The organism is Rhodococcus sp. YH3-3, assembly GCF_001653035.1.
GTDB lineage: Bacteria > Actinomycetota > Actinomycetes > Mycobacteriales > Mycobacteriaceae > Rhodococcus_F > Rhodococcus_F qingshengii.
The window spans coordinates 1,475,947-1,496,036 of record NZ_BCWH01000001.1 but is presented as its reverse complement, the minus strand read 5'-3'; the positions used below and the strand labels follow the sequence as shown (position 1 = coordinate 1,496,036).

Here is a 20,090-nt window from a genome sequence, read left to right as displayed (position 1 = left end):
TCCGGTGGACGGTGCGCGGATCACCTATCAGATCGTGGGCGATGGCCCACCCCTGTTGATGGTGCACGGCACAGCGTTGTCGCGCTCCATCTGGCGTGGCTTCGGGTACGTCAAGGCACTTCAGGAGCAGTATCGTCTGATCCTCGTCGACATGCGGGGTCACGGACGCAGTGACAAACCACACGACTCCGATTCGTATGCAATGGATCTGGTGGTCGGCGATCTCCTGGAGATCCTCGACACGGAGTCTCCGTTCGAACCGGCACACGTCCTCGGATACTCGTTCGGCGGACGCTCGGTGATGTCGCTGACAGTCGAGCACTCCGAACGGGTGCGATCGCTGACCGTCGGAGGCGGTAGCAGCCGACCGATGACGGGCGCGTTCGACGCATTGTTCTTCCCGGGTTGCATCGACGTACTCGAAAGCGGCGGTATCGAGGGATTTCTGACCGGTTGGGGCGTGAGGCGCGGCAAACCGGTGGATCCTCAGACTGCGACTGCCTTCCGAATCAATGATGCCATCGCGCTCGCTGCCTACATGCGCCGCGCAGAGAAGGAGCACGGCATCGACGACGCCGTGCTGCAACGGATCACCACACCGGCGTTGTTGTTCGTCGGATCGAGAGATCGCGAGCGCCTGCCGGATACCGAGCATCTCGCGTCGCTGATCCCGGACAGTGCCTTGACTGTGATCGAAGGGGCTGACCACGCAAGCGCAGTCGCAGACTCCGATGCTGTACTGCGTGCGCTCATTCCGTTCCTGAGCCGACAGTAGTCCGCCTTCAACCTCTCGCTACTGCGATGTGAGCACTCTCGACTCCAACGCGGTCACCGGTGGTTGCCGCAAGTCCAAGCGCCTCAACAACTGGGCATTCGCGGCAACGACCACAGTGGATACCGACATCAGGATTGCTCCGACCTCCATCGGCAGCACGAACCCGACGGGCGCCAGTACTCCCGCAGCGAGGGGAACCGAGATCGCGTTGTATCCCGCTGCCCACCAAAGGTTCTGAACCATCTTGCGGTAGGTGGCGCGGGAGAGCTCGATGACCGAGCTCACCGAACGCGGATCATCGCTGGCCAGAACAACTCCCGCCGACGCGATCGCCACGTCGGTTCCGGCACCGATCGCGATGCCCACATCCGCCTGGGCGAGTGCCGGCGCATCGTTGACCCCGTCACCGACCATCGCCACGCGGTGGCCCGCAGCCTGAAGCCGAGATACCTGCGCTCCCTTGTCCTGCGGAAGCACTTCGGCGAAAACTTCGTCGATCCCGAGCCTGCGAGCCACCGAATGGGCCACGGCCTCCGCGTCTCCGGTGACCATGGCCACCCGCACACCGCGAGCATGGAGGGCGTCGACGGCCAATGCTGATTCCGGGCGAATCTCGTCGGCCAATGCCAATGCGCCGATTACCTTCTCGTCACGCACTACATGCAGGACGGTCGACCCGTCACTGAGCCACTCTTCGGTCCCCGGGATCGCGGTGGCCCCGACCGATCGCAGCATCCCCGGTCCGCCGACACCGACGCGTGCACCGGCGACGTCCGCAGCAACCCCGATCCCGTTGTGCGCCTGAAAGTCGGAACCCGAAGTGAATTCGAGCGACAACTCCCGCGCCGCCGCGACGACGGCGCGCCCGAGTGGATGTTCGCTGTCGAACTCGACGGCAGCCGCTGCGCTGAGAACGTCGTCATCGGAATACCCGTCGACACCGCGTACACCGACCACTGCGGGCTCCCCCTTGGTGAGAGTGCCGGTCTTGTCGAAGAGAACGGTGTCTACGTTACGCATCGCCTCGAGGGCCATGCGGTCGGTGATCAAGATCCCAGCCCGAGCCGCCCGTTCCGTCGCGATCGAGACGACCAGTGGAATCGCCAACCCGAGCGCGTGCGGGCAGGCGATCACCAGAACGGTGATCGTCCGGGTGACTGCGCTCTCCGGGGTGCCCCAGATACTCCAGGCGATCGCGGTCAGCACTGCCGCGCCCAGTGCGTACCAGAACAGCAGAGCAGCGGCCTTGTCCGCCAACACCTGCGCGCGACTCGACGAGTTCTGGGCTTGTTCGACCAGGCGCCGGATACCGGCGAGCGCGGTGTCTTCTCCCACGGCGGTGACTCGAAGCCGAAGTGCCGAGTCGGTGGCTACCGTGCCGGCCACCACCTGATCTCCGACAGTCCGGCGGACGGTCTTCGACTCGCCTGTAATCATGGATTCGTCCATGTCGGCGCTTCCCTCGACCACCGTTCCGTCCGAGGGAACACGGGCCCCGGGACGAACTATCACCAGGTCGCCGGTCGCCAGAGCTGCGGTGGGCACGGTTTCCACCGATTCCCCCACCACCCGTTCTGCCTCGTCGGGCAGCAAAGCGGCAAGTGAATCCAAGGCGCTCGATGTCTGACTGAGCGAACGCATCTCGATCCAGTGGCCCAACAACATGATCACGATCAGAAGCGCGAGCTCCCACCAGAAATCGAGAGTGTGATCCACCCAGTGCAGACTCGCAGCCCATGACGCGAAGAAGGCCACGGTGATCGCGAGCGCGATCAACAGCATCATTCCCGGCTGCCGAGAACGGATTTCGGCAACAGCGCCGGTGAGGAACGGCTTGCCACCCCAGAAGTACATCACCGTGCCGAGTACCGGTGAGATCCATTCCACCAGAGAGTTTTCCGGCAGTGTGTACCCGACCAGATCAGCGAACATCGCGTCTGCCGCAACGACCGGAACCGCGATGACCAGCATGACTGCAAACAACGTCCGGAACTGTGCGACGTGATCCCCGTGACCACCGTGTGCCCCATGCTCCATCTGGCCATGGCTCATCTCGCTATGGTCCATCTGGCCATGGTCCATCTGACTGTGATCCATGTGGCGGTCATCCCCTCGCGTGTGATTGCAGCACAGCACCGGTCAAGCCATCAGCCTCGAACGTATGCCCAGGTAGCCACCCGAGCAAGGTCACGCGGCCAAGGCCTCCTGTTCAACTCCCCTTCAACATCGCTTCCATCTGAGTGATTTCCGCCTGCTGACCGGCAATGATCGCTTCTGCCATCTTCTCCGCCGACGGGTCGAGCCCGTTGTCGAGTTCGGTCTGGGACATGGTGATGGCACCCTTGTGGTGCTCGATCATCATCGTCAGCCACAACTTGTCGAACTCCGCGCCACTGGCATCGGTGAGGGCGGTCACGTCGTCGGCCGACATCATTCCCGGCATCTCGGCCATCCCGACGCCGTGTCCCGCGTGCGCCGACTCATCCATGCCCTCCATCGAACTCGACGAAGGCTCGGGGCGTCCCCACTCCGTCAACAATTCGGTCATCTGAGCCATCTCCGGGCCTTGCGCTGCCTCTATCTGCGCTGCAAGAGAGAGAAGTTCGGCATTGTCGGTTCGACCGTCGACCATTCTGGCCATGTCCAATGCCTGCGCGTGATGCGGGTACATCCCTTCGAGAAACTCGATGTCGGCAGCATTGACACCCGAAGGAATCTCCGACTGTGCTGCAACACTGGTTGTTTCGGAAGAATGGTTGATGCTCTCCCCGGAGTTGTCCGAGCATCCGGCAATCAACAGTGCTGCCGCTGCCACAACCGGAACGAACCGCGCGGCGCTCTTCCTGACCGTCAAAGACATGTTTTCACTCCCGAGAATTGATTCTGTCCGATATGCACTGCACCACAATTGATTTGACAAGAGTGCTGCACATGCACAGTTGCCACGTTACCGGCGAAAATCCACCGCGAAGCCCGATAACCGGCTCGAACAGGCTTCCTTCATCGAATCTTCACAGTCGAGTGGAAACCACCACGCGCCAGCAATGCAGACACGCAGTCGACTAACCTCGGTCTGATGAGCGCCGAACTACGACCTGGCGAGGAACCGGGGCGCGTTCTTGTCGTCGACGACGAGACTGCCCTCGCCAAGGTTGTCGCCAACTATCTGACACGCGAAGGATTCACCGTGCGCCTCGCCCACGACGGGCCGAGCGCAGTACGTTCGGTGCGCGAATTCGAGCCCGCGCTGATAGTGCTCGATCTAATGCTCCCGGGCTTCGACGGCATGGAAGTCTGCCGACGAATCCGTACCTTCTCCGATGCGTACATCCTGATGCTGTCCGCCCGCGGTGACGAGTCGGACAAGGTGACGGGTCTGGCGGCCGGCGCAGACGACTACGTGGTCAAACCCTTCGGCCCCCGCGAACTGGTTGCGCGAGTGAAAGCACTGCTCAGACGGCCACGCGCGTCGAGTTTGCTGCCAAAAGTGCTGCCGACGCCTCCCGGTCTCGACATCGACGTCCTCGCCCGCACCGTGCATGTCGACAACCACCCTGTCGATCTCACTCCCACCGAGTTCGCGTTGCTCTCCGCGCTTGCATCCCGACCCGACGCTGCCTGGAGTCGGGCCGAGATCATCGCCTCGGTGTGGGGCTCGTCCTGGTTCGGGGACCAGCACATCGTCGACGTCCATGTGCGTGCATTACGCCGCAAACTCGGCGACGACGCGACCGATCCTCGGTTCATCAGAACCGTCAGGGGCGTCGGATACTCCCTGAGGTCGTCATGAACGCGGTCGTCATGAACGAGGTCGTCATGAAGAAACTCGGGCTACGCGGAAAACTGCTGCTGGCGCAGCTTGTCGTCCTGTTCGTCTCCTGCCTCGCCATCGCCGCAGTCGCCATTGCCGTCGCTGCCCCGCTCTTTCACAACCACCTCATGATGGCCGGCATCGAAGACTCGAATGTCCGTACCCACACCGAAGAGGCATTCGCTCAGACCATGACCATTGCACTGTTGTGCGGGATCGCGGTCGCACTGGTAGGCGCAGGCATCGCCGCGGTCTACATCGTCCGACGCATCACGGCCCCGATCTCAACGCTGGCGGAGGCGGCGCAAAGCGTCGCAGACGGGAACTTCGACGTGACTATCGGCAGGTCCGACGTAGATGCCGATTTCACGCGTCTCGAAACTGCCTTTGCCGACATGGCGGCACGCCTTGATCATTCGGATCGGGTCCGCAAACGCCTGCTTGCCGATCTTGCCCACGAATTACGCACTCCGGTATCGACTTTGGCTGCGTACGTGGACGGCATCGAGGATGGCGTCCTCCCCACGGACAACTCTTCATGGTCGGTCATGCGCGATCAACTCGAAAGACTGCGTCGGCTCTCTTGCGATCTGGCGGACGTCTCCGCGGCCGACGAACACGCTCTCGAACTCGATCGCCGAGACGAGAAGATCGACGACATCGTTTGCAGCGCAACGGCAGCAGCGGCGCCACGTTTCGCCGATCGTGGAGTCGAATTGACGACCGCGCTACCTCCGCAACCGATCACGGCCGAGGTCGATCGCCAACGAATCGAACAGATCCTCGCCAATCTGCTCGAAAACGCATTGCGGCACACTCCGAGCGGAGGTTCGGTGACGGTGACACTCGCACGGGAAGGTGACCACCTCTCGGTGTCCGTCACCGACACCGGTGACGGAATTCCCGCAGACCAACTCGAATCAGTCTTCGACCGTTTCCATCGCGGTGATCGATCCGACGGTTCCGGTTTGGGGCTCACGATTGCGCGCAGCCTCGCGCTCGCACACGGCGGCGATCTGTCGGCGCTCCGAAACGAGCAACCTCTCGGCAGCACGCTGATCCTCACCTTGCCGACAGGTTTCAGGCTGCCGCTTTGAACGGATCGTGCTCGGCGATCAGCTTCTCGAGTCGAGCCTCGTCCACTCGAACCCTGACAGTGGATGCCTCCTGCTGATCACGAATCACCTTGGCCAACGTGAACGTACTGGTGACCAAGAACAGCAAGGACATTCCGAGAAATCCGCGTTGCCACGCATCGATCGGAAGATACGCAATTCCGAGGAGGGTGCCGACAAAACTGACGGCAAAGGCTATTCCGGCCTGAAGATAGAAGGCTGCAGTGGTCTTCGAGGGTGTTGTCGGTGTGCTCATGCTTCGAAGTCTGCTCGCCCATCCCGGCACTCGGATGCGTAGTCCTACTCGAGTGCGCACGGTACTTCCCCGGCAAAATCAGATGCCGTCACCCATCCTGGTGGATAGTCTCGGTCCCGTATCCGGAGTTGTTCCAGAACAGTCAGACGGCAGGAGTGATCGATGACCCGCAGACATATAGCCATGGTGAGCATTCCGGCACCGGGCCACGTCAATCCGAGCCTGGCGATCATCGCGCGTCTCGTCGCCGCCGGTCACCGCGTCACCTATGCCAACGACGAGTCGATGCGTGAGATCATCGAGGCGACCGGGGCCGAATTCGCACCGTACGTCTCCACGCTGCCCAGCCTCGTCCCTTCTCCCGACGGCGCCGAACCCGAGAAGAGTTGGGACGGGGATCTGATCGATCAGTTGACGATTTTCCAGGACGATTACGAGTCGATGCTGCCGCAGCTACGCCGAATCTACGAAGACGATCGCCCTGACCTCTTTCTCTACGACATCGCCGGCATTCCGGCACGAATACTGGCTCAGCAGTGGGGCGTTCCCATCATCCAGTTGTCGCCGACGTACGTTGCCTGGGACGGTTACGAAGCCGACGCCGCACCGATGTACGACGAAATTCGTTCCGATCCGAGAGGCGTCGACCTGCTCGATCGGGAGACCCGGTTCTTCCGCGCCGAAGGCGTCGAGGTCGATCCACGTGAGTTCACCGGACGCCCACCCCGTGCAATCGTGCTGATCGCAGAATCGATGCAGCCCAATGCCGATCGCGTGAACCGCGACGTCTACACGTTCGTCGGCCCCGCACTCGAACCGAGCAGTCAACCTTGGGTGAACCCGGATCCCGAACGCAAGCTCTTGTTGATCTCGCTGGGTTCAGCATTCACCGATCATCCGGATTTCTACCGCACCTGCGTCGAGGCTTTCGGCCAGATGGACGGCTGGCACGTCGTCCTCCAGATCGGAAAGCAGGTGCAGATCTCAGATCTCGGACCATTGCCCGACAACGTCGAAATACACCGTTGGGTACCGCAGTTCGCGATTCTGCAGCAGGCCGACGTGTTCGTGACCCACGCGGGTATGGGCGGATCCAGCGAGGGACTCGTGACCGGGACACCCATGATCGCAGTGCCGCAAGCCGTCGATCAGTTCGGCAACGCCGACTCGCTCGTCGACGCCGGTGTCGCAGTACGCGTCGACAGCGCTACCGTCACGGCAGTAGAGCTTCGTGAGGCGCTGACTCTGGTGAGCGCCGACGAGTTCCGCCGACGCAGCGCGGAGTTGGCAGAAGAACTCGCAGCGGCGGGCGGTGTGTCCCGTGCCGTCGAATTGATCGAAGCCGCTCTACCCGGCAGCGGGCCCGGATAATGTCTGCTACCAGTGCCAGGCGTCGCCGCCCACATTCTTGATGGTTCGCTGCAGCACAGTGATGGTGGTGACAAACTCCTCTTCGGTGATTCCCTGCATCCGCTCTTCCTGCAGCATCTGCTGTACCCGCGCGGCGCGATCGAACTGCTCGGAGCCCGCATCAGTCGGGCGAAGGACAGACCCGTCTTCGCGCGCCCACCCCAGTTCGAGGGCAGAGTCGACGGCGTCATCGATCACATCGGTGGATTCGTTCGGACCGATCGTCCGCAAGAGGACAGCGCGCTCCACTCCTTCAGGGTGCAGCGAAAGTTGGTGCAGGACCCACCACCCCGGCTGGGTGACGCCGATCGCTTCGAGTGCTCCGCGCGTGCGCGTGCGAATCGCTTCACCGGCTCGCGCGGTCCAGAATCCGATCGGCTGGTTGGCCGGTGGCTGCATCGCTTGTTTGTTCATGCACACGACGATAAAACCTCAACGGAAGTTCAGGTCAACCACCAGCGAGGTGAAGTTCTACATATGTTGCGTGATTGCTCGGCCGATAATGCGGGCGGCGTCGGGGAACTCACCCGGGTTCGGTCCGGCGTAGTTGAGCCGCAAGAACTTTCCAGTCGGTTCTGCCGGGAACCAATCGTCACCGGCCCCGACGATGACGCCGGCCGACCGGCAGTCCTGCACCACGCGTTCGACGTTCGTGGTGTCCGGGAGCCGAAGCCAGAGGTTGAGTCCGCCTTTCGGTACGGCATCGAGGTGAGCGTCCGGCGCGTGCTCGCGCAGACTCGAGACGAGGAGGTCGCGTCTGGCCTCGAGTTGGTGACGAAGCCTGCGCAAGTGCGTTCGCCAGGCCGGTTGGGTCACGACGTCGAGCGCTACCGCTTGCAGCATCCCGCTGACGTACATCGAATCTGCCTGTGTATCAGCCAGAATCCGCTCGTACGCCGGACCCCGAGCGATCAATCCGGCAACTCGCACCGATGGGGACACGCTCTTGGTCAGCGCACGAAGGTAGACGACGTGACCGCTGTCGTCTCGTGCAGCGATGGGGCTGGGATCTGCGGTGATTCCGAAGTCGAGCGCCGAACTGTCCTCGATGAGGAATGCGCCGTGCCGACGGACGGTGTCGAGAACCTTGTCAGCCAACGACGGCGACCACAGCGCTCCCGTCGGACTCGCGAAGCTCGGTTGTGCGTAGAACGCACGGGCACCGGTCTGTTCGAATGCACGCGAAAGCTCTTCAGGATCAGGCCCGTTGGCGCCGCTGGAAATCGGAATGACCGTGACTCCAGCCTGCGCGGCGGCCAGGATCGCTCCCCAGTAGGTCGGCGATTCCATGAGCAACGGACGTCCCTCCCCCACCAACGCACGAAAGGACGTCGCAAGCCCACCCTGACTGCCGGGAAGTACAACCACGTCGTTCGGCCCCGGCGGAGTGATCCCGGCAGGAGTGGCGGAACCCAATTCGGAGGCAAACCAGGACTGCAGTTCCGGAAGCCCGGCAGCGAGGGGCCGATTGAACACGGCGTCGGTTCGCGTCGCCCTGGTGAAGGCTGCACGAACCAGACCTTCCGGCAACAGCTCTCGGGCCGGATAGCCGGAATGCAGCGCGATCACGTCGTTGGAGGTGGACTGCAGCGCCATGGGCAACTGCAGACGATAGTTCGGCGATCCGAGCGCCGCTGTCTGCCACCCGTAGTCATTGGGTCGCACGACGCGCGCCGCGCGCACGAAGGTCCCCACACCGGGACGAGCCTCCACGACCCCCTGAGATACCAGTGTTCGCAGCGCCTTCTGCACGGTGACCGGACTCGCCCCGTGCAGGCTGACGAGCGACCGAGTGGACGGAAGCTTCGCGCCTGGAGGAGCCGTCGCGATCCACTCACGCAAGGCTGCGACAATCCTCGAACTGCTATCATTGGACATGTCGAATCATAGTAGCGCTACTCCTCTTTCGCCGCTAGCGCTATCGCGAATCAATGTCCGTTTCCAGACCGAACCCTGAGGCGCCCTTCTCATCTGAAACACAACTCGCCCACCCGAACCGGAGAGGTACGTAACCGCGTGAACACACCCATCGATCAGGCCCGCAAGCTCGAGAATGTCAGGTACGACATCAGAGGGCGAATTCTCGACAAGACCGAAGAACTCGAGGATCAGGGACACACGATCCTGCGACTCAACGTCGGCAATCCGGCCCCCTTCGGGTTCGAAGCTCCGGACGAAATCATGATGGCCATGATCCGCAATCTCCCTACCGCGCAGGGATATTGCGATTCTCGCGGACTGTATTCGGCGCGCACTGCGGTGGTCCAGTACTACCAGACGCGGGGTATCACCGACGTCACCGTCGACGAGATCTATCTCGGAAACGGTGTGTCCGAACTGATCACCCTGACGATGCAGGCCCTCTGCAATCCAGAGGACGAGATCCTGATTCCCGCTCCCGACTATCCCTTGTGGACGGCTTCGGTTTCACTTGCCGGCGGCACGCCCGTCCACTACCTCACCGATGAAAGCCAAGGCTGGGCACCGGACTTCGACGATCTGGAAGCTCGGATCACGCCGCGCACCCGAGGGATTGTCGTCATCAATCCCAACAATCCGACGGGCGCCGTCTACTCGACGGAGGTGCTGCAACGCTTCGTGGATCTAGCGCGCAAACACGATCTGATGCTCTTCGCCGACGAGATCTACGAAAAGATCGTCTACGACGGCCGATCCATGACAAACCTTGCGACGATGACCGGGCGAGACGTTCTGTGTCTGACGTATTCGGGACTGTCCAAGGCCTACCGCGTGTGCGGATTCCGAGCCGGATGGCTGGCCATCACCGGACCACTCGAGCGGGCGTCGAGCTTCATCGAAGGCATCAAATTGCTGGCCAACATGCGAATGTGTGCCAACGTGCCGGCGCAGCACGCTATCCAGACTGCACTCGGTGGACGCCAGTCCATCGAGGACCTGTTGCTTCCACAAGGTCGGCTGACGGCCCAGCGCGATCTCGCACACACCACGCTCAACAGCATCGACGGGATCAGTTGCCAACAGGCCGACGGGGCGCTGTACCTGTTCCCCAAGCTCGACGTCGACAAGTTCGGCATCGTCGACGACGAGAGGTTCGTTCTCGATCTACTGGAATCGGAGAAGATTCTTGTCAGCCACGGTCGCGCGTTCAATTGGATCGAACCCGATCACTTCCGGTTGGTGACTCTCCCCAACACCGACGATCTCTCGACGGCACTCGAGCGACTCGGCAACTTCCTCAGTTCCTACAGCCAGTAGCCCTGGGTACCGGGCCCACATACGACTGAACGCCGACCGGATTTCCGGTCGGCGTTCAGTGGTGAAAATCAGCAGGCGATCAGGCAGTGACGATCGCGTCGAGGGCCGAGTAGAACAAGCCCAATCCGTCGTCACTGGGACCGGTGAGAGCCTCGGTGGCGTGCTCGGGGTGAGGCATCAAACCGACGACCCGGCCGTTGGCCGAGGAGATACCGGCGATACGACGCTGCGAGCCGTTGGGGTTCTCCTCCGAGTAACGGAAGACGACGCGGCCTTCGCCCTCGAGTTCGTCGAGAACCTTCTCGGACGCCTGGAAGCGACCTTCACCCGACTTCAGGGGGATGAGGATCTGCGCGCCGGCCTCGTATCGCGAGGACCACGCCGTGTTGTTGGCTTCGACCGTCAACCACTCGTCGCGGCAGATGAAGTGCAGACCCTGGTTACGGGTCAGAGCACCGGGCAGCAAACCTGCTTCGCAGAGGATCTGGAAACCGTTGCAGATGCCCAGGACCGGCATGCCGCCCTTGGCTGCTTCCACAACCTTGCCCATCGCGGGAGCAAAACGTGCGATCGCGCCGCAACGAAGGTAATCGCCGTACGAGAATCCGCCAGGAACGATGACCGCGTCGACACCCTTGAGGTCTGCATCGCCGTGCCAGAGTTCGACAGCTTCACCGCCGGCCAGGTTCACTGCCCGCGCCGCGTCGATGTCGTCGAGCGTGCCGGGGAAAGTGATTACTCCGATACGTGCGCTCATGCCTCGACTCGCCTGACGGTCCAATCCTCGATCACCGTGTTGGCCAGCAGGCCTTCGGCGATCTTCTCGAGTTCGGCGTCTTCGACACTGCCGTCGATCTCCAACTCGAACCGCTTGCCCTGACGGACATCGGATACTCCTGCAAAGCCCAGGCGAGACAGTGCCCCGACAATTGCCTGTCCCTGGGGGTCGAGAATCTCGGCCTTGGGCATGACTTCGACGACGACACGGGCCACGTGCTGCTCCTCGGTACTAGTGCGCGAACCCGGAGTGAAACGCTCGGGTGATGGCCAGTTTACCGGGCGGACCCGAGATGGTTCGCATCGAGTGATCGGGGCGTGACGGCCACCACCTGTGAAACCCGCCTGCGAGTCCCTTCGGGGCGGCGCATACTCGAAATCATGCGACTGACACATTTTGGCCATTCCTGTGTGCTCGTGGAGTTGAACGGCTCGAAGATCCTCTTCGATCCCGGCAACTTCTCGCACGGATTCGAAGGCATCACCGGCCTCGACGCCATCCTCGTGACACATCAACACCCCGATCACGCCGACCCTGCGCGGCTGCCCGAACTGGCCGAAGCGAATCCCGACGCCGTGCTCTACAGCGATCCGCAGACGGCTGAAAAGCTCGGTGGGCGCTGGACCGGCGTCCGGCCGGGCGACCGGTTCAGCATCGGCGACGTCGAGGTGACCGGAACGGGCGGAGAGCACGCAATCATCCATCCGGACCTACCGATGATCGACAACACCGCGTTCCTCCTCGGTGACGCCACCAACCCGGCACGGTTCATGCATCCCGGCGATTCCCTCTACGTCCCCGAACAGAAGGTCGACGTTCTCGCCCTCCCCGCCGCCGCACCGTGGCTCAAGATCTCGGAGGCCATCGACTACCTCCGCGCGGTGGCGCCGCGCGTTGCGGTTCCCATTCATCAAGCGATCATCCGCGACGAGGCCGCAGGCATCTTCTACGGTCGCTACTCGGAAATGGCTGCCGACGGCACCGAGTTCCGAGTTCTCGGCGAGGAGTCGAGCGTCGAAGTCGCCTGATTCGGTTCTCACGCACTCACATCGACGATGATCCAGCCGGTGCTCGTGCCACCGGCTGCGTCGGTGAGTGTGTAGAGAATCCTGTCGGTGCCTGCCTTCGTTCCGGCTTCGAACACCACTTCGCCGTTTTCGAGCTTCACGGTGCCACCGAGAAGTGACGTTGCCCCGACGCCGGTCACTTTGATCGAATCTCCGTTGCTGTCATGATCATTCGCGACGGCGTCGACGGTGACTGTGCCGCCTGAGCGGACCCGCGCGGTGTCGAGTGCGGCGTACGGCGGGATCGGGCTTGCCGTGTACCGACCGACGTCGTCGAGTCGAGCCGAGGCAACCTCCGCCGCATCGACGATGGCAGCGAATTCGGTGCCGTCGAAGCGCGAGAGCTCGTTGCCGTTCATGATGGTCGATCCCTCGGCGCCGCCGCCGTGGTAGTCGTCGGCATAGAAGTTGTGGCCCAACTCGTGGCGGAGAACGCGGCTGAAGTTGCCGTCGGACTCGGCACCGACATGCGCGTAGCTGTGGTCGAGTTCGAACTTCGAGTAGTAGGCATTTCCGCCACCGGATGCGCACACGACGGTCGCCTGATCGACACTCGACCCGACCTGATCGGACCACAGATCTTCCAACTGCTCGAGATTTTCACAACTGCTCGAGTACGGATCATCGGCGGAATCTGCCCGCAGGACAACTCGACCGAGGACCGGCCGAATCCCGACGTCTCTGATCCAGATGGCAGCGGTGCGGGCCATTGATTCCTCGGCCCGATCCAGAGCGACGGCGGCACTGCCTGCGCCGTGCGCGGAGTACCACTCACCACTGAGGTCCAGTCCGACCACGAACTGCTTGACCGTCTTGCCGACCCTTGCGGCCGAGGCCGGCGCAATGGCGGCGGTGGGCCACTTGGGCTTTGCGTCGATCGGCGCCGTGCTGCGACCGACCACGTCGGATCCGACGAACTCGAGCGAAGCACCACGATCGAAAATCACCTGCCCTCGCAGTGTTCCGGCGGAGTCGACGATGGCCGAGACGATTGCGTCCGGATGCCCTTCTACGCTGCCGATGTACGAACGGGGCGCCGGGATCACCGCGTCGGTCAGCTCTCCGTCGCTGTCTTGCACAGCCATCGAGAACTCGGATCCCCGCAGGTTCATCTTGTGAAGGCGCAGTGTGAGTTGCTCACCTTCATCGTCGACGGTTGCGGTGCGGACGCCATCGCTCGATCCGCTCGACCCGCCGTCGACACTGCCCGTCGGCAGCGTGTGAACCGCGCCGGTCGGAGCGGCAGACGCGAGCGCCGGAACGAACGCAGCACAGACGACTGCGCCCACAGCCACGGCGACAAGACCCTCGGCCGACTTGGAGAACACTCTCGTGCGCATGGCGAGATCCCGATCCCATCTACTAGCGGCAGATTAACTGCACGCACTCTAGCAGTGGGAGAGCTGGCTGACCCAGCGCTCTAATTAATCGTCCGTTTTATGCGATTTTGACCCACTCTGCACTACTACCAGCAAGGAAGTGGAGAAACGCGAAGAGTCTGCCCGCTCGGACAACCCGGACAGACGACATAGTCTCGTAGCTATCAAATAGTTGCCAACTGCCGAATTCAGGCAGCGCCGAGCTCCTGAGACGGGGAGTTCCACCGATACACCTGCGAGTCGGCTTCGTGGAAGAGGGCAAGGTCGACGGCGTCGAGGACGGCCTGACGTGGGCCCTCGTTTCCCAACTGCTTGGCCGTGATCGACAATCTGACCAGTCCCCCACGTTTGGCGGCACGCCCGGCTCCGAGAACCAATGCGCGACACCACCACGGCTCGGCCTTGAAGCCTTCGCCGATCCCGAAAACCCTTCCCCGTTGCAAGGTTCCGCGGGTCAGATCATGTACTGCCCCGAGGCCTGCCATCGTGCGAAAGCCCGTCTCCGGCAACACCGACATGGCACCGGGCGATGCCACCCAGCGCGGCGGTGCGAACACCCGGGTCCGAAGGCCTGCATGCTCGAGAACGCGGTCCGCAGCGAGTAGTCGCAGTTTCGCTTCGTGCTTCGACAGAGTGGCGAACTCGGCTCGGCGACGCTTGGTCGCGGCCTGGTCGTAGCCGTGCAGAACGATGGCATCGCCGTGCTCGCGACGCTCACGCAGCCAAGCCGTCGTCACCGCGTCGTCGGCCAGTCGGTATTTGTCCTTCAGTCGCGGCGCCACCAGGAGCGACAAGCGGACACCTCGAGTGTCCATCTCGTCTGCGAATCCGGCAGCGAGATAACATGTCTCGTCTCTGATTCCGGATACCGACACGATCAGTTCTGCGGACATACTCCGATAGTGGCAGCTGTGGGTGAACAGCACACTGCCGCCGGATGATCATCCGGCGGCAGTTTTCAGCGCACCTACTGGTTCTTGGAAACCTCTAGTTCTTGGGAAGCGCAGCTTCGATCGCGGCGACAACCTCGGGTGCGTCAGGCTCGGTCCGCGGACGGAAGCGGTTGACGACGGTGCCGTCCGGTCCGATCAGGAACTTCTCGAAGTTCCACTGAATGTCTCCCGCAGCGCCTTCGGCGTCGGCCGCCTTGGTGAGCTCGGCGTACAGCGGATGCTGGTTTTCGCCGTTCACCTCGATCTTCTCGAGAAGCGGGAACGTGACGCCGTAGGTAGTGGAGCAGAACGTCTCGATCTCTTCGGCGGTACCCGGTTCCTGCCCCATGAACTGGTTGCACGGGATACCGATCACGGTCAGACCGCGATCGGCGTACTCGCTGGCCAGCTTCTCGAGCGCCGAGTACTGCGGGGTCAGTCCACACTTGGACGCGACGTTGACCACGAGGACGGCGCGGCCGTCGTATTCACCCAAAGAGGTGGGCACGCCACCGAGGGTGTTGATCGCGATGTTCTGTACTGGAGTTGTCATAGGCTCCAACTTAGCGACTCTCTCGCGCACTGCTCCTTCGCGCACTGCTAATTCGACGCTCCGAGAATGCGATCGAGGTCGTCCAGAACGGTGAGGCCGCCGAGCGGTCCGACGCCGGTGATCCAGTAGGACATGTCCACCAGATGCGGGTTCGGGAAGAATCCGGCGTTGTCTGCGACGGCCTTCGGCATCGTGCCGGCATCGGCCGGTTTCGCGGAGGTGACCAGGATGAGGTCGGCGTTGGCTCCGGAGACGAATTCCGGGGAGAGGTCGACCGAGATCGAGTTCTCCCAGTCGCGTGCGGGAATCGTGAGTCCAGCACATTCGAGAGTGCTTCCGGCAAACGACGTGGGTCCGTACAGCGTCAGAACGTCGTCGCGTGGGCGGATCAGCTGAGCAGTCTTGCCCTCGGTGCTGTGCTTGCTCGCCACTTCCTCGCAGCGTGCCGTGTAGTCACCGAGCAGTTCACCTGCCTGATCGGTCTTGTTCAACGCCTCTGCGACGAACTGGACGTTGTCCTGCCACGGATCGGTCTGAGTTGCCATGTAGACGGTCGGTGCGATGGCAGCGAGCTGCTCGTACAGATCACCGTGCCGCGATTCCGTTCCGATGATCAGGTCCGGGCTCAGTGCGACGATCTTCTCGAGGTTCGGTGCCGCGACGGTTCCGACCATCTCGATCTCCGCCGCCTTCTCACCGAGGTACGCCGGAACGCCGGTCGTCTCGCTGAGTACCGCGGTGCCCACGGGAATCACGCCCAGCGCTACCGACGTGTCGAGCTGAACCGGCTCGAGCACGACAACTCGCTGCGGATCCGTCGGTACGTCGGTAGTTCCACGGGCGTGGGTGACCGCGTGCACGGTGTCGGCAGACTGACTGCCGGTATCCGTCTTGTCGTCACTGCCACACGCCGTTGTCGTTGCCACTATGGCGGCGAGGACAAAACCACCCAGCATGTACTTCGTCCGCGAGTTACTGCGTTTCATTCACAAACTCCTGTTACCGACTGCTTCCGACCGTCACAGCCACGTGCATTCACCGCGGCTGAGCAAAGGATTCACCATCCAATAGTCTGGTGAGCCTAACCTACGAGACTGGAGCCTCATCATGTCTTCCCTCCCCTGCCACAGCGACGGTGTCCTGGGGAAAGGATCTATGCAGTGCCTTTCGGAATTTGTCGCCAATCCGCAAACCAGTCGACGCCCTCACGCCTGTACACGGCAGTCGTCGACCGCCGGCGAACCTATGGTCGGTCGCGCCGGAATGACACATCTGTGGGTATTGATCGAGCATCCCGGCCCCTGGCCGGCGTCCGCCCCTGACGACGTTCTCCCCGTCGCGCTCACCGAAAAGATCTACGCAGCGCAGGGCCGTATCCGTGTCGTGGTGATCCGGCGGACCCGCAACCGCCGGGTGCTCACCCCGACGTGTGTACTCGCCTGGACGGACGGCACACGCCAATGGATGCGGGAAGGGGCGGTCGACCGATACGAGGACCTGTCGGTACTGCCGTTCGAATCGATGGCCACCGGAGCGGAACCCGACTTCGGCCGCTCCCGCACGGAACCGCTCTTCGCAGTCTGCACGCATGGAAAGAAGGATGCGTGCTGCGCGGAACTCGGCCGCCCGGTCGTTTCGGCGCTGAACGCGGCACAGATCGCAGATGTGTGGGAATGCAGTCACATCGGCGGAGATCGTTTCGCGGCCAACATGATTGCGTGGCCTGCCGCAGTCTATTTCAGCCGACTGGACGGCAACTCCGCAATCGATGCTGCCGAGAAATACCTAGCCGGAGAATTGGAGCTGCTGCACCTGCGCGGCCGGGCGGCACTGTCACAGGCCGCTCAGGCAGCCGAACATGCTGTCCGACGCGCCACCGACATCGTCGCCACGGACGCACTCGAGAGCATCAGCGAGAGTGTCGACGGAGAACACACGACTGTCGATCTTCGGTTGGAGGGGAGAGACTTTCGCGTCGTCGTTCGCTCCGGTCCTCCAGGGCTGCCGTTCCGACATGATTGTGGTGCCGGAGGGACCGTCGAATGGAGCGGATGGACCGTCGAGCACGTTCACGAGCAACCCCACTGACCACTCGATTTCGACAAGAGTGCCCGGCAGGCCATCGAACCGAGATTTGCGCGGACTGACAACACTTCGAATCAGGTCGCGATGAAGGATCGACGCCCCTGGTGTTTACAGCTTGCATTCTTCCCATGACCACCGCACTGACGCCGAATGCCGTACCCCGGTCTGCTGATCCGATCAAAAGTGAGGTCGACTACGAAACACTGGCAGAGAAATTCCGTCCGATCTTCGCGGACATCGCACAAGGCGTCGTCGAACGCGAACGCGATCACGTACTTCCCTTCCAACAGATCGACGCACTCAAGAATGCAGGCTTCGGCGCCGTTCGGGTGCCGACAACACACGGTGGATCCGGTGCGAGCATCCCGCAATTGATCCGCTTACTAGTCGAGCTGTCGAGCGCCGATTCCAATATCACCCAGGCCCTGCGCGGACATTTCGCATTTGTCGAAGACCGACTGGTCGCCGACCCAGGCCCGGAGCGTGACATCTGGCTCCGACGCTTTGCGGAGGGACAGTTAGTCGGCAACGCGTGGACCGAAATCGGCGACGTTGCATTGGGCGAAGCCAACACCAAGGTCTCGCCCGCACCCGATGCCGACCATTTCCTGGCGAACGGGGCAAAGTTCTACAGCACGGGTTCCATCTTCGCCGACTGGATCGACCTGTACTCGCAGCGCACCGACACCGGCGCATTCGTGATCGCGGCGGTCGAGGCGAGACAACCCGGTGTCACACACAGTGACGATTGGAACGGGTTCGGCCAGCAGACGACTGGCTCCGGTTCGTCCGTCTACGAGAACGCAATTGTACAGCCGGAGAACATCTTCGACTTCTCGACACGATTCAAATACCAGACCGCGTTCTACCAATTGTTCCACCTCGCCACTCTCGCCGGCATCGCCAAGGCTGCTACGATCGAGATCTCTCGTCGAGTTGCCTCTCGCACTCGAACCTTCAGTCACGGCAACGCTCCGAGATACGCGCAGGATTCGCAGATCCAGCAAGTTGTCGGCGAGGTGTCCTCTGCAGCCTTTGCAGCCGAGGCCGTTGCACTGCACGCAGCACAGTCGTCCCAATGGGCTTACGAAGCCGCATTCTCCGGCTCGCCGGAGGAAGAGAAGGCCGCCAACATCGCAGCCGAAATCGATTCGGGGCGAGGGCAAGTCGCCTCGATCGGACTCGTCGTGCCGGCCACGGCCAAGATCTTCGACGCACTCGGTGCTTCCGGAGTCAGCCGCGACCTCGATCTCGATCGATTCTGGCGCAACGCCCGCACCGTCGCCAGCCACAATCCGGTCGTCTTCAAATCCAAAGTTGTCGGCGACTACGAAATCAACGGAACCGAACCGATTTACGTGTGGGCCATCGGGACCGCACCGACCGAAAAGGATGAACAGGCATGACCGTGACCAGTGAAACCGAAGTCTTCGTCGGCGTTCCCGACACATCCGAGGGCTGGATCGACCGGGCTCGCGAGGTGAGCAACATCCTTGCCGCCGACGCACTCGCCCGCGACCGAGCCGGCGAACCACCGTTCCGAGAAGTTCAGCTGCTCAAGGACAGTGGTCTTGTGACGCTCCTGGGCCCGGTCGAGTTCGGCGGCGGCGGGCAGCGATGGGAGACCGCCTACAAGGTGGTTCGGGAGATCGCCCGCGCCGACGGCTCCATCGGACAACTGCTCGGATACCACTACCTGTGGGCATGGGCAGCCAGATTGGTCGGAACAGATCCGCAGATCTCCGCTGTCGAGGAGCTGTACACGAGCAACCGATTCTTCTTCGGCGGCGCGGTCAACCCTCGAGACACCGACCTCACCGTCGCGGACCGCGGAGACACCCTGGTGTTCAACGGTGTGAAGTCGTTTTCCACCGGCGGCCGAGTCACCGACCTCACGGTGCTCGAAGGAATCATCGACGGAACTGCGACGCATGTGTTCGCAATCGTGCCGACTGCTCAGGACGGCATAGTCTTCCGCGGTGATTGGGACAATCTCGGGCAGCGCCTCACCGATTCCGGCAGTGTCGAGATCAACGACGTCGAGGTCGACTGGGCAAGTGCGGCAGGCTTTGTCGACAAGGAATTCCAACCTCTGGTCTACAACACCCTGAACTTCCCGGCGATCGAGATCGTGTTCGCCAACTTCTACCTCGGGATCGCTCGTGGCGCACTGGACACTGCCGCCGAGTACACCCGAACCCGTACGCGTCCATGGCCGTACGGCGGTGACAACCGCGAAATCGCAACCGACGAGTGGTACCTCCGTGAGGGCTACGGCGACTTGCAATCCAAGCTGTGGGCAGCGGAGGCCTTCGTGGACCAGGTCAGCCGTGAGGCCGACGCCGTGCTCCACGACGCTCGCGAAAACCTCACCGAGCAGGCTCGCGGCGACCTCGCCGTACGCATTGCGGCCGCAAAACTTCGCGCCGCCGACGTCTCCTTGGAGATCAGCAACAAGATCTTCGAACTGACCGGTGCCAGAGCCACGTCCAACGACGTCGGCCTGGACATCTACTGGCGCAACATCCGGACGCATACCCTTCACGATCCGCTCGCGTACAAGCGCCGTGAAGTCGGTAGTCGTTTTCTGACCGGCGAGATTCCCGAACCGACCTGGTACACCTAGCCACGAACAGAAAAAGACCGTCGCACGGTTGGTGCGGCGGTCTCTTTCATCGTTACGACCAGGATC

The 20,090-nt window shown here is 62.3% G+C and carries 20 protein-coding genes; 9 read left to right on the top strand and 11 right to left on the bottom strand.

The annotated features are described in order from the left end of the window. Positions 1-4: 4 nt before the first annotated feature. Positions 5-775: an alpha/beta fold hydrolase gene (locus YH3_RS06925; protein ID WP_058039300.1), complete on the top strand. Its 771-nt coding sequence runs from the start codon at positions 5-7 to the stop codon at positions 773-775. Positions 776-793: 18 nt separating this feature from the next. On the opposite strand, the gene YH3_RS06920 is transcribed toward YH3_RS06925, so the two are convergent. Both YH3_RS06920 and YH3_RS06915 read right to left on the bottom strand, forming a co-directional pair. Next, the gene (locus YH3_RS06920; RefSeq protein WP_231782968.1) at positions 794-2,842 is read right to left on the bottom strand and encodes a heavy metal translocating P-type ATPase; all 2,049 of its coding nucleotides are present in this window, start codon (positions 2,840-2,842) and stop codon (positions 794-796) included. 142 nt (positions 2,843-2,984) lie between these two features. Next, on the bottom strand, positions 2,985-3,635 hold the full coding sequence (locus YH3_RS06915; protein WP_064443161.1) for a DUF305 domain-containing protein: 651 nt from the start codon (positions 3,633-3,635) through the stop codon (positions 2,985-2,987). Between the two features lie 216 nt (positions 3,636-3,851). Here YH3_RS06915 and YH3_RS06910 point away from each other — a divergent pair, with 216 nt between their 5' ends. Both YH3_RS06910 and YH3_RS06905 read left to right on the top strand, forming a co-directional pair. Beyond that, a complete protein-coding gene (locus YH3_RS06910) occupies positions 3,852-4,565 on the top strand; it encodes a response regulator transcription factor (protein WP_064443160.1) in 714 nt (237 codons plus the stop codon). After that, the gene (locus tag YH3_RS06905; protein WP_082920540.1) at positions 4,562-5,683 is read left to right on the top strand and encodes a cell wall metabolism sensor histidine kinase WalK; all 1,122 of its coding nucleotides are present in this window, start codon (positions 4,562-4,564) and stop codon (positions 5,681-5,683) included. Before YH3_RS06910 ends, YH3_RS06905 begins: the two co-directional genes overlap by 4 nt. Here YH3_RS06905 and YH3_RS06900 read toward each other — a convergent pair. Beyond that, a complete protein-coding gene (locus tag YH3_RS06900; RefSeq protein ID WP_003945505.1) occupies positions 5,667-5,957 on the bottom strand; it encodes a YiaA/YiaB family inner membrane protein in 291 nt (96 codons plus the stop codon). The genes YH3_RS06905 and YH3_RS06900 overlap by 17 nt on opposite strands. Positions 5,958-6,119: 162 nt before the next feature. Here YH3_RS06900 and YH3_RS06895 point away from each other — a divergent pair, with 162 nt between their 5' ends. Continuing rightward, positions 6,120-7,328 carry a macrolide family glycosyltransferase gene (locus tag YH3_RS06895; protein ID WP_064443159.1) on the top strand — a complete coding sequence of 403 codons (1,209 nt, stop codon included), beginning with the start codon at positions 6,120-6,122 and terminating at the stop codon, positions 7,326-7,328. Positions 7,329-7,334: 6 nt separating this feature from the next. On the opposite strand, the gene YH3_RS06890 is transcribed toward YH3_RS06895, so the two are convergent. Both YH3_RS06890 and YH3_RS06885 read right to left on the bottom strand, forming a co-directional pair. Next, on the bottom strand, positions 7,335-7,781 hold the full coding sequence (locus YH3_RS06890) for a MarR family winged helix-turn-helix transcriptional regulator (protein WP_007734451.1): 447 nt from the start codon (positions 7,779-7,781) through the stop codon (positions 7,335-7,337). Positions 7,782-7,838: 57 nt separating this feature from the next. Further along, the gene (locus tag YH3_RS06885) at positions 7,839-9,245 is read right to left on the bottom strand and encodes a PLP-dependent aminotransferase family protein (protein WP_042452643.1); all 1,407 of its coding nucleotides are present in this window, start codon (positions 9,243-9,245) and stop codon (positions 7,839-7,841) included. A gap of 138 nt (positions 9,246-9,383) precedes the next feature. On the opposite strand from YH3_RS06885, the gene YH3_RS06880 reads away from it, so the two are divergent. Next, entirely contained in the window at positions 9,384-10,604 is a 1,221-nt protein-coding gene (locus YH3_RS06880) for a pyridoxal phosphate-dependent aminotransferase (protein WP_003945423.1), read from the top strand. 79 nt (positions 10,605-10,683) lie between these two features. On the opposite strand, the gene purQ is transcribed toward YH3_RS06880, so the two are convergent. Further along, complete coding sequence (gene purQ / locus YH3_RS06875) at positions 10,684-11,361, bottom strand: phosphoribosylformylglycinamidine synthase subunit PurQ (RefSeq protein WP_003945887.1); 678 nt, start codon at positions 11,359-11,361, stop codon at positions 10,684-10,686. Next, complete coding sequence (gene purS / locus YH3_RS06870) at positions 11,358-11,597, bottom strand: phosphoribosylformylglycinamidine synthase subunit PurS (protein WP_003945817.1); 240 nt, start codon at positions 11,595-11,597, stop codon at positions 11,358-11,360. Before purS ends, purQ begins: the two co-directional genes overlap by 4 nt. Before the next feature lie 165 nt (positions 11,598-11,762). Here purS and YH3_RS06865 point away from each other — a divergent pair, with 165 nt between their 5' ends. Continuing rightward, a complete protein-coding gene (locus tag YH3_RS06865; RefSeq protein ID WP_042452645.1) occupies positions 11,763-12,410 on the top strand; it encodes an MBL fold metallo-hydrolase in 648 nt (215 codons plus the stop codon). Positions 12,411-12,418: 8 nt separating this feature from the next. Here YH3_RS06865 and YH3_RS06860 read toward each other — a convergent pair whose 3' ends face one another. From YH3_RS06860 to YH3_RS06845, 4 genes are all read right to left on the bottom strand, one after another. Continuing rightward, the gene (locus YH3_RS06860) at positions 12,419-13,789 is read right to left on the bottom strand and encodes an Ig-like domain-containing protein (protein ID WP_064443158.1); all 1,371 of its coding nucleotides are present in this window, start codon (positions 13,787-13,789) and stop codon (positions 12,419-12,421) included. A gap of 227 nt (positions 13,790-14,016) precedes the next feature. Then, a complete protein-coding gene (locus tag YH3_RS06855; protein ID WP_007734443.1) occupies positions 14,017-14,721 on the bottom strand; it encodes a DUF2334 domain-containing protein in 705 nt (234 codons plus the stop codon). 94 nt (positions 14,722-14,815) lie between these two features. Beyond that, positions 14,816-15,313, bottom strand: a complete 498-nt coding sequence (locus YH3_RS06850; RefSeq protein ID WP_003945816.1) for a glutathione peroxidase — start codon at positions 15,311-15,313, stop codon at positions 14,816-14,818. Between the two features lie 47 nt (positions 15,314-15,360). Beyond that, complete coding sequence (locus tag YH3_RS06845) at positions 15,361-16,299, bottom strand: ABC transporter substrate-binding protein (RefSeq protein ID WP_042452648.1); 939 nt, start codon at positions 16,297-16,299, stop codon at positions 15,361-15,363. Between the two features lie 277 nt (positions 16,300-16,576). Here YH3_RS06845 and YH3_RS06840 point away from each other — a divergent pair, with 277 nt between their 5' ends. The 3 genes from YH3_RS06840 to YH3_RS06830 all read left to right on the top strand — a co-directional run bounded on the left by YH3_RS06840 (position 16,577) and on the right by YH3_RS06830 (position 20,024). After that, positions 16,577-17,401 (top strand): sucrase ferredoxin, encoded by an 825-nt coding sequence (locus YH3_RS06840; protein WP_232329985.1) that lies wholly within the window; start codon positions 16,577-16,579, stop codon positions 17,399-17,401. A 125-nt stretch (positions 17,402-17,526) separates the two neighbouring features. Next, positions 17,527-18,804: an acyl-CoA dehydrogenase family protein gene (locus YH3_RS06835; protein ID WP_007734440.1), complete on the top strand. Its 1,278-nt coding sequence runs from the start codon at positions 17,527-17,529 to the stop codon at positions 18,802-18,804. After that, positions 18,801-20,024 carry an acyl-CoA dehydrogenase family protein gene (locus tag YH3_RS06830; RefSeq protein ID WP_054188015.1) on the top strand — a complete coding sequence of 408 codons (1,224 nt, stop codon included), beginning with the start codon at positions 18,801-18,803 and terminating at the stop codon, positions 20,022-20,024. The genes YH3_RS06835 and YH3_RS06830 overlap by 4 nt, the downstream gene beginning before the upstream one ends. Positions 20,025-20,090: the final 66 nt, after the last annotated feature.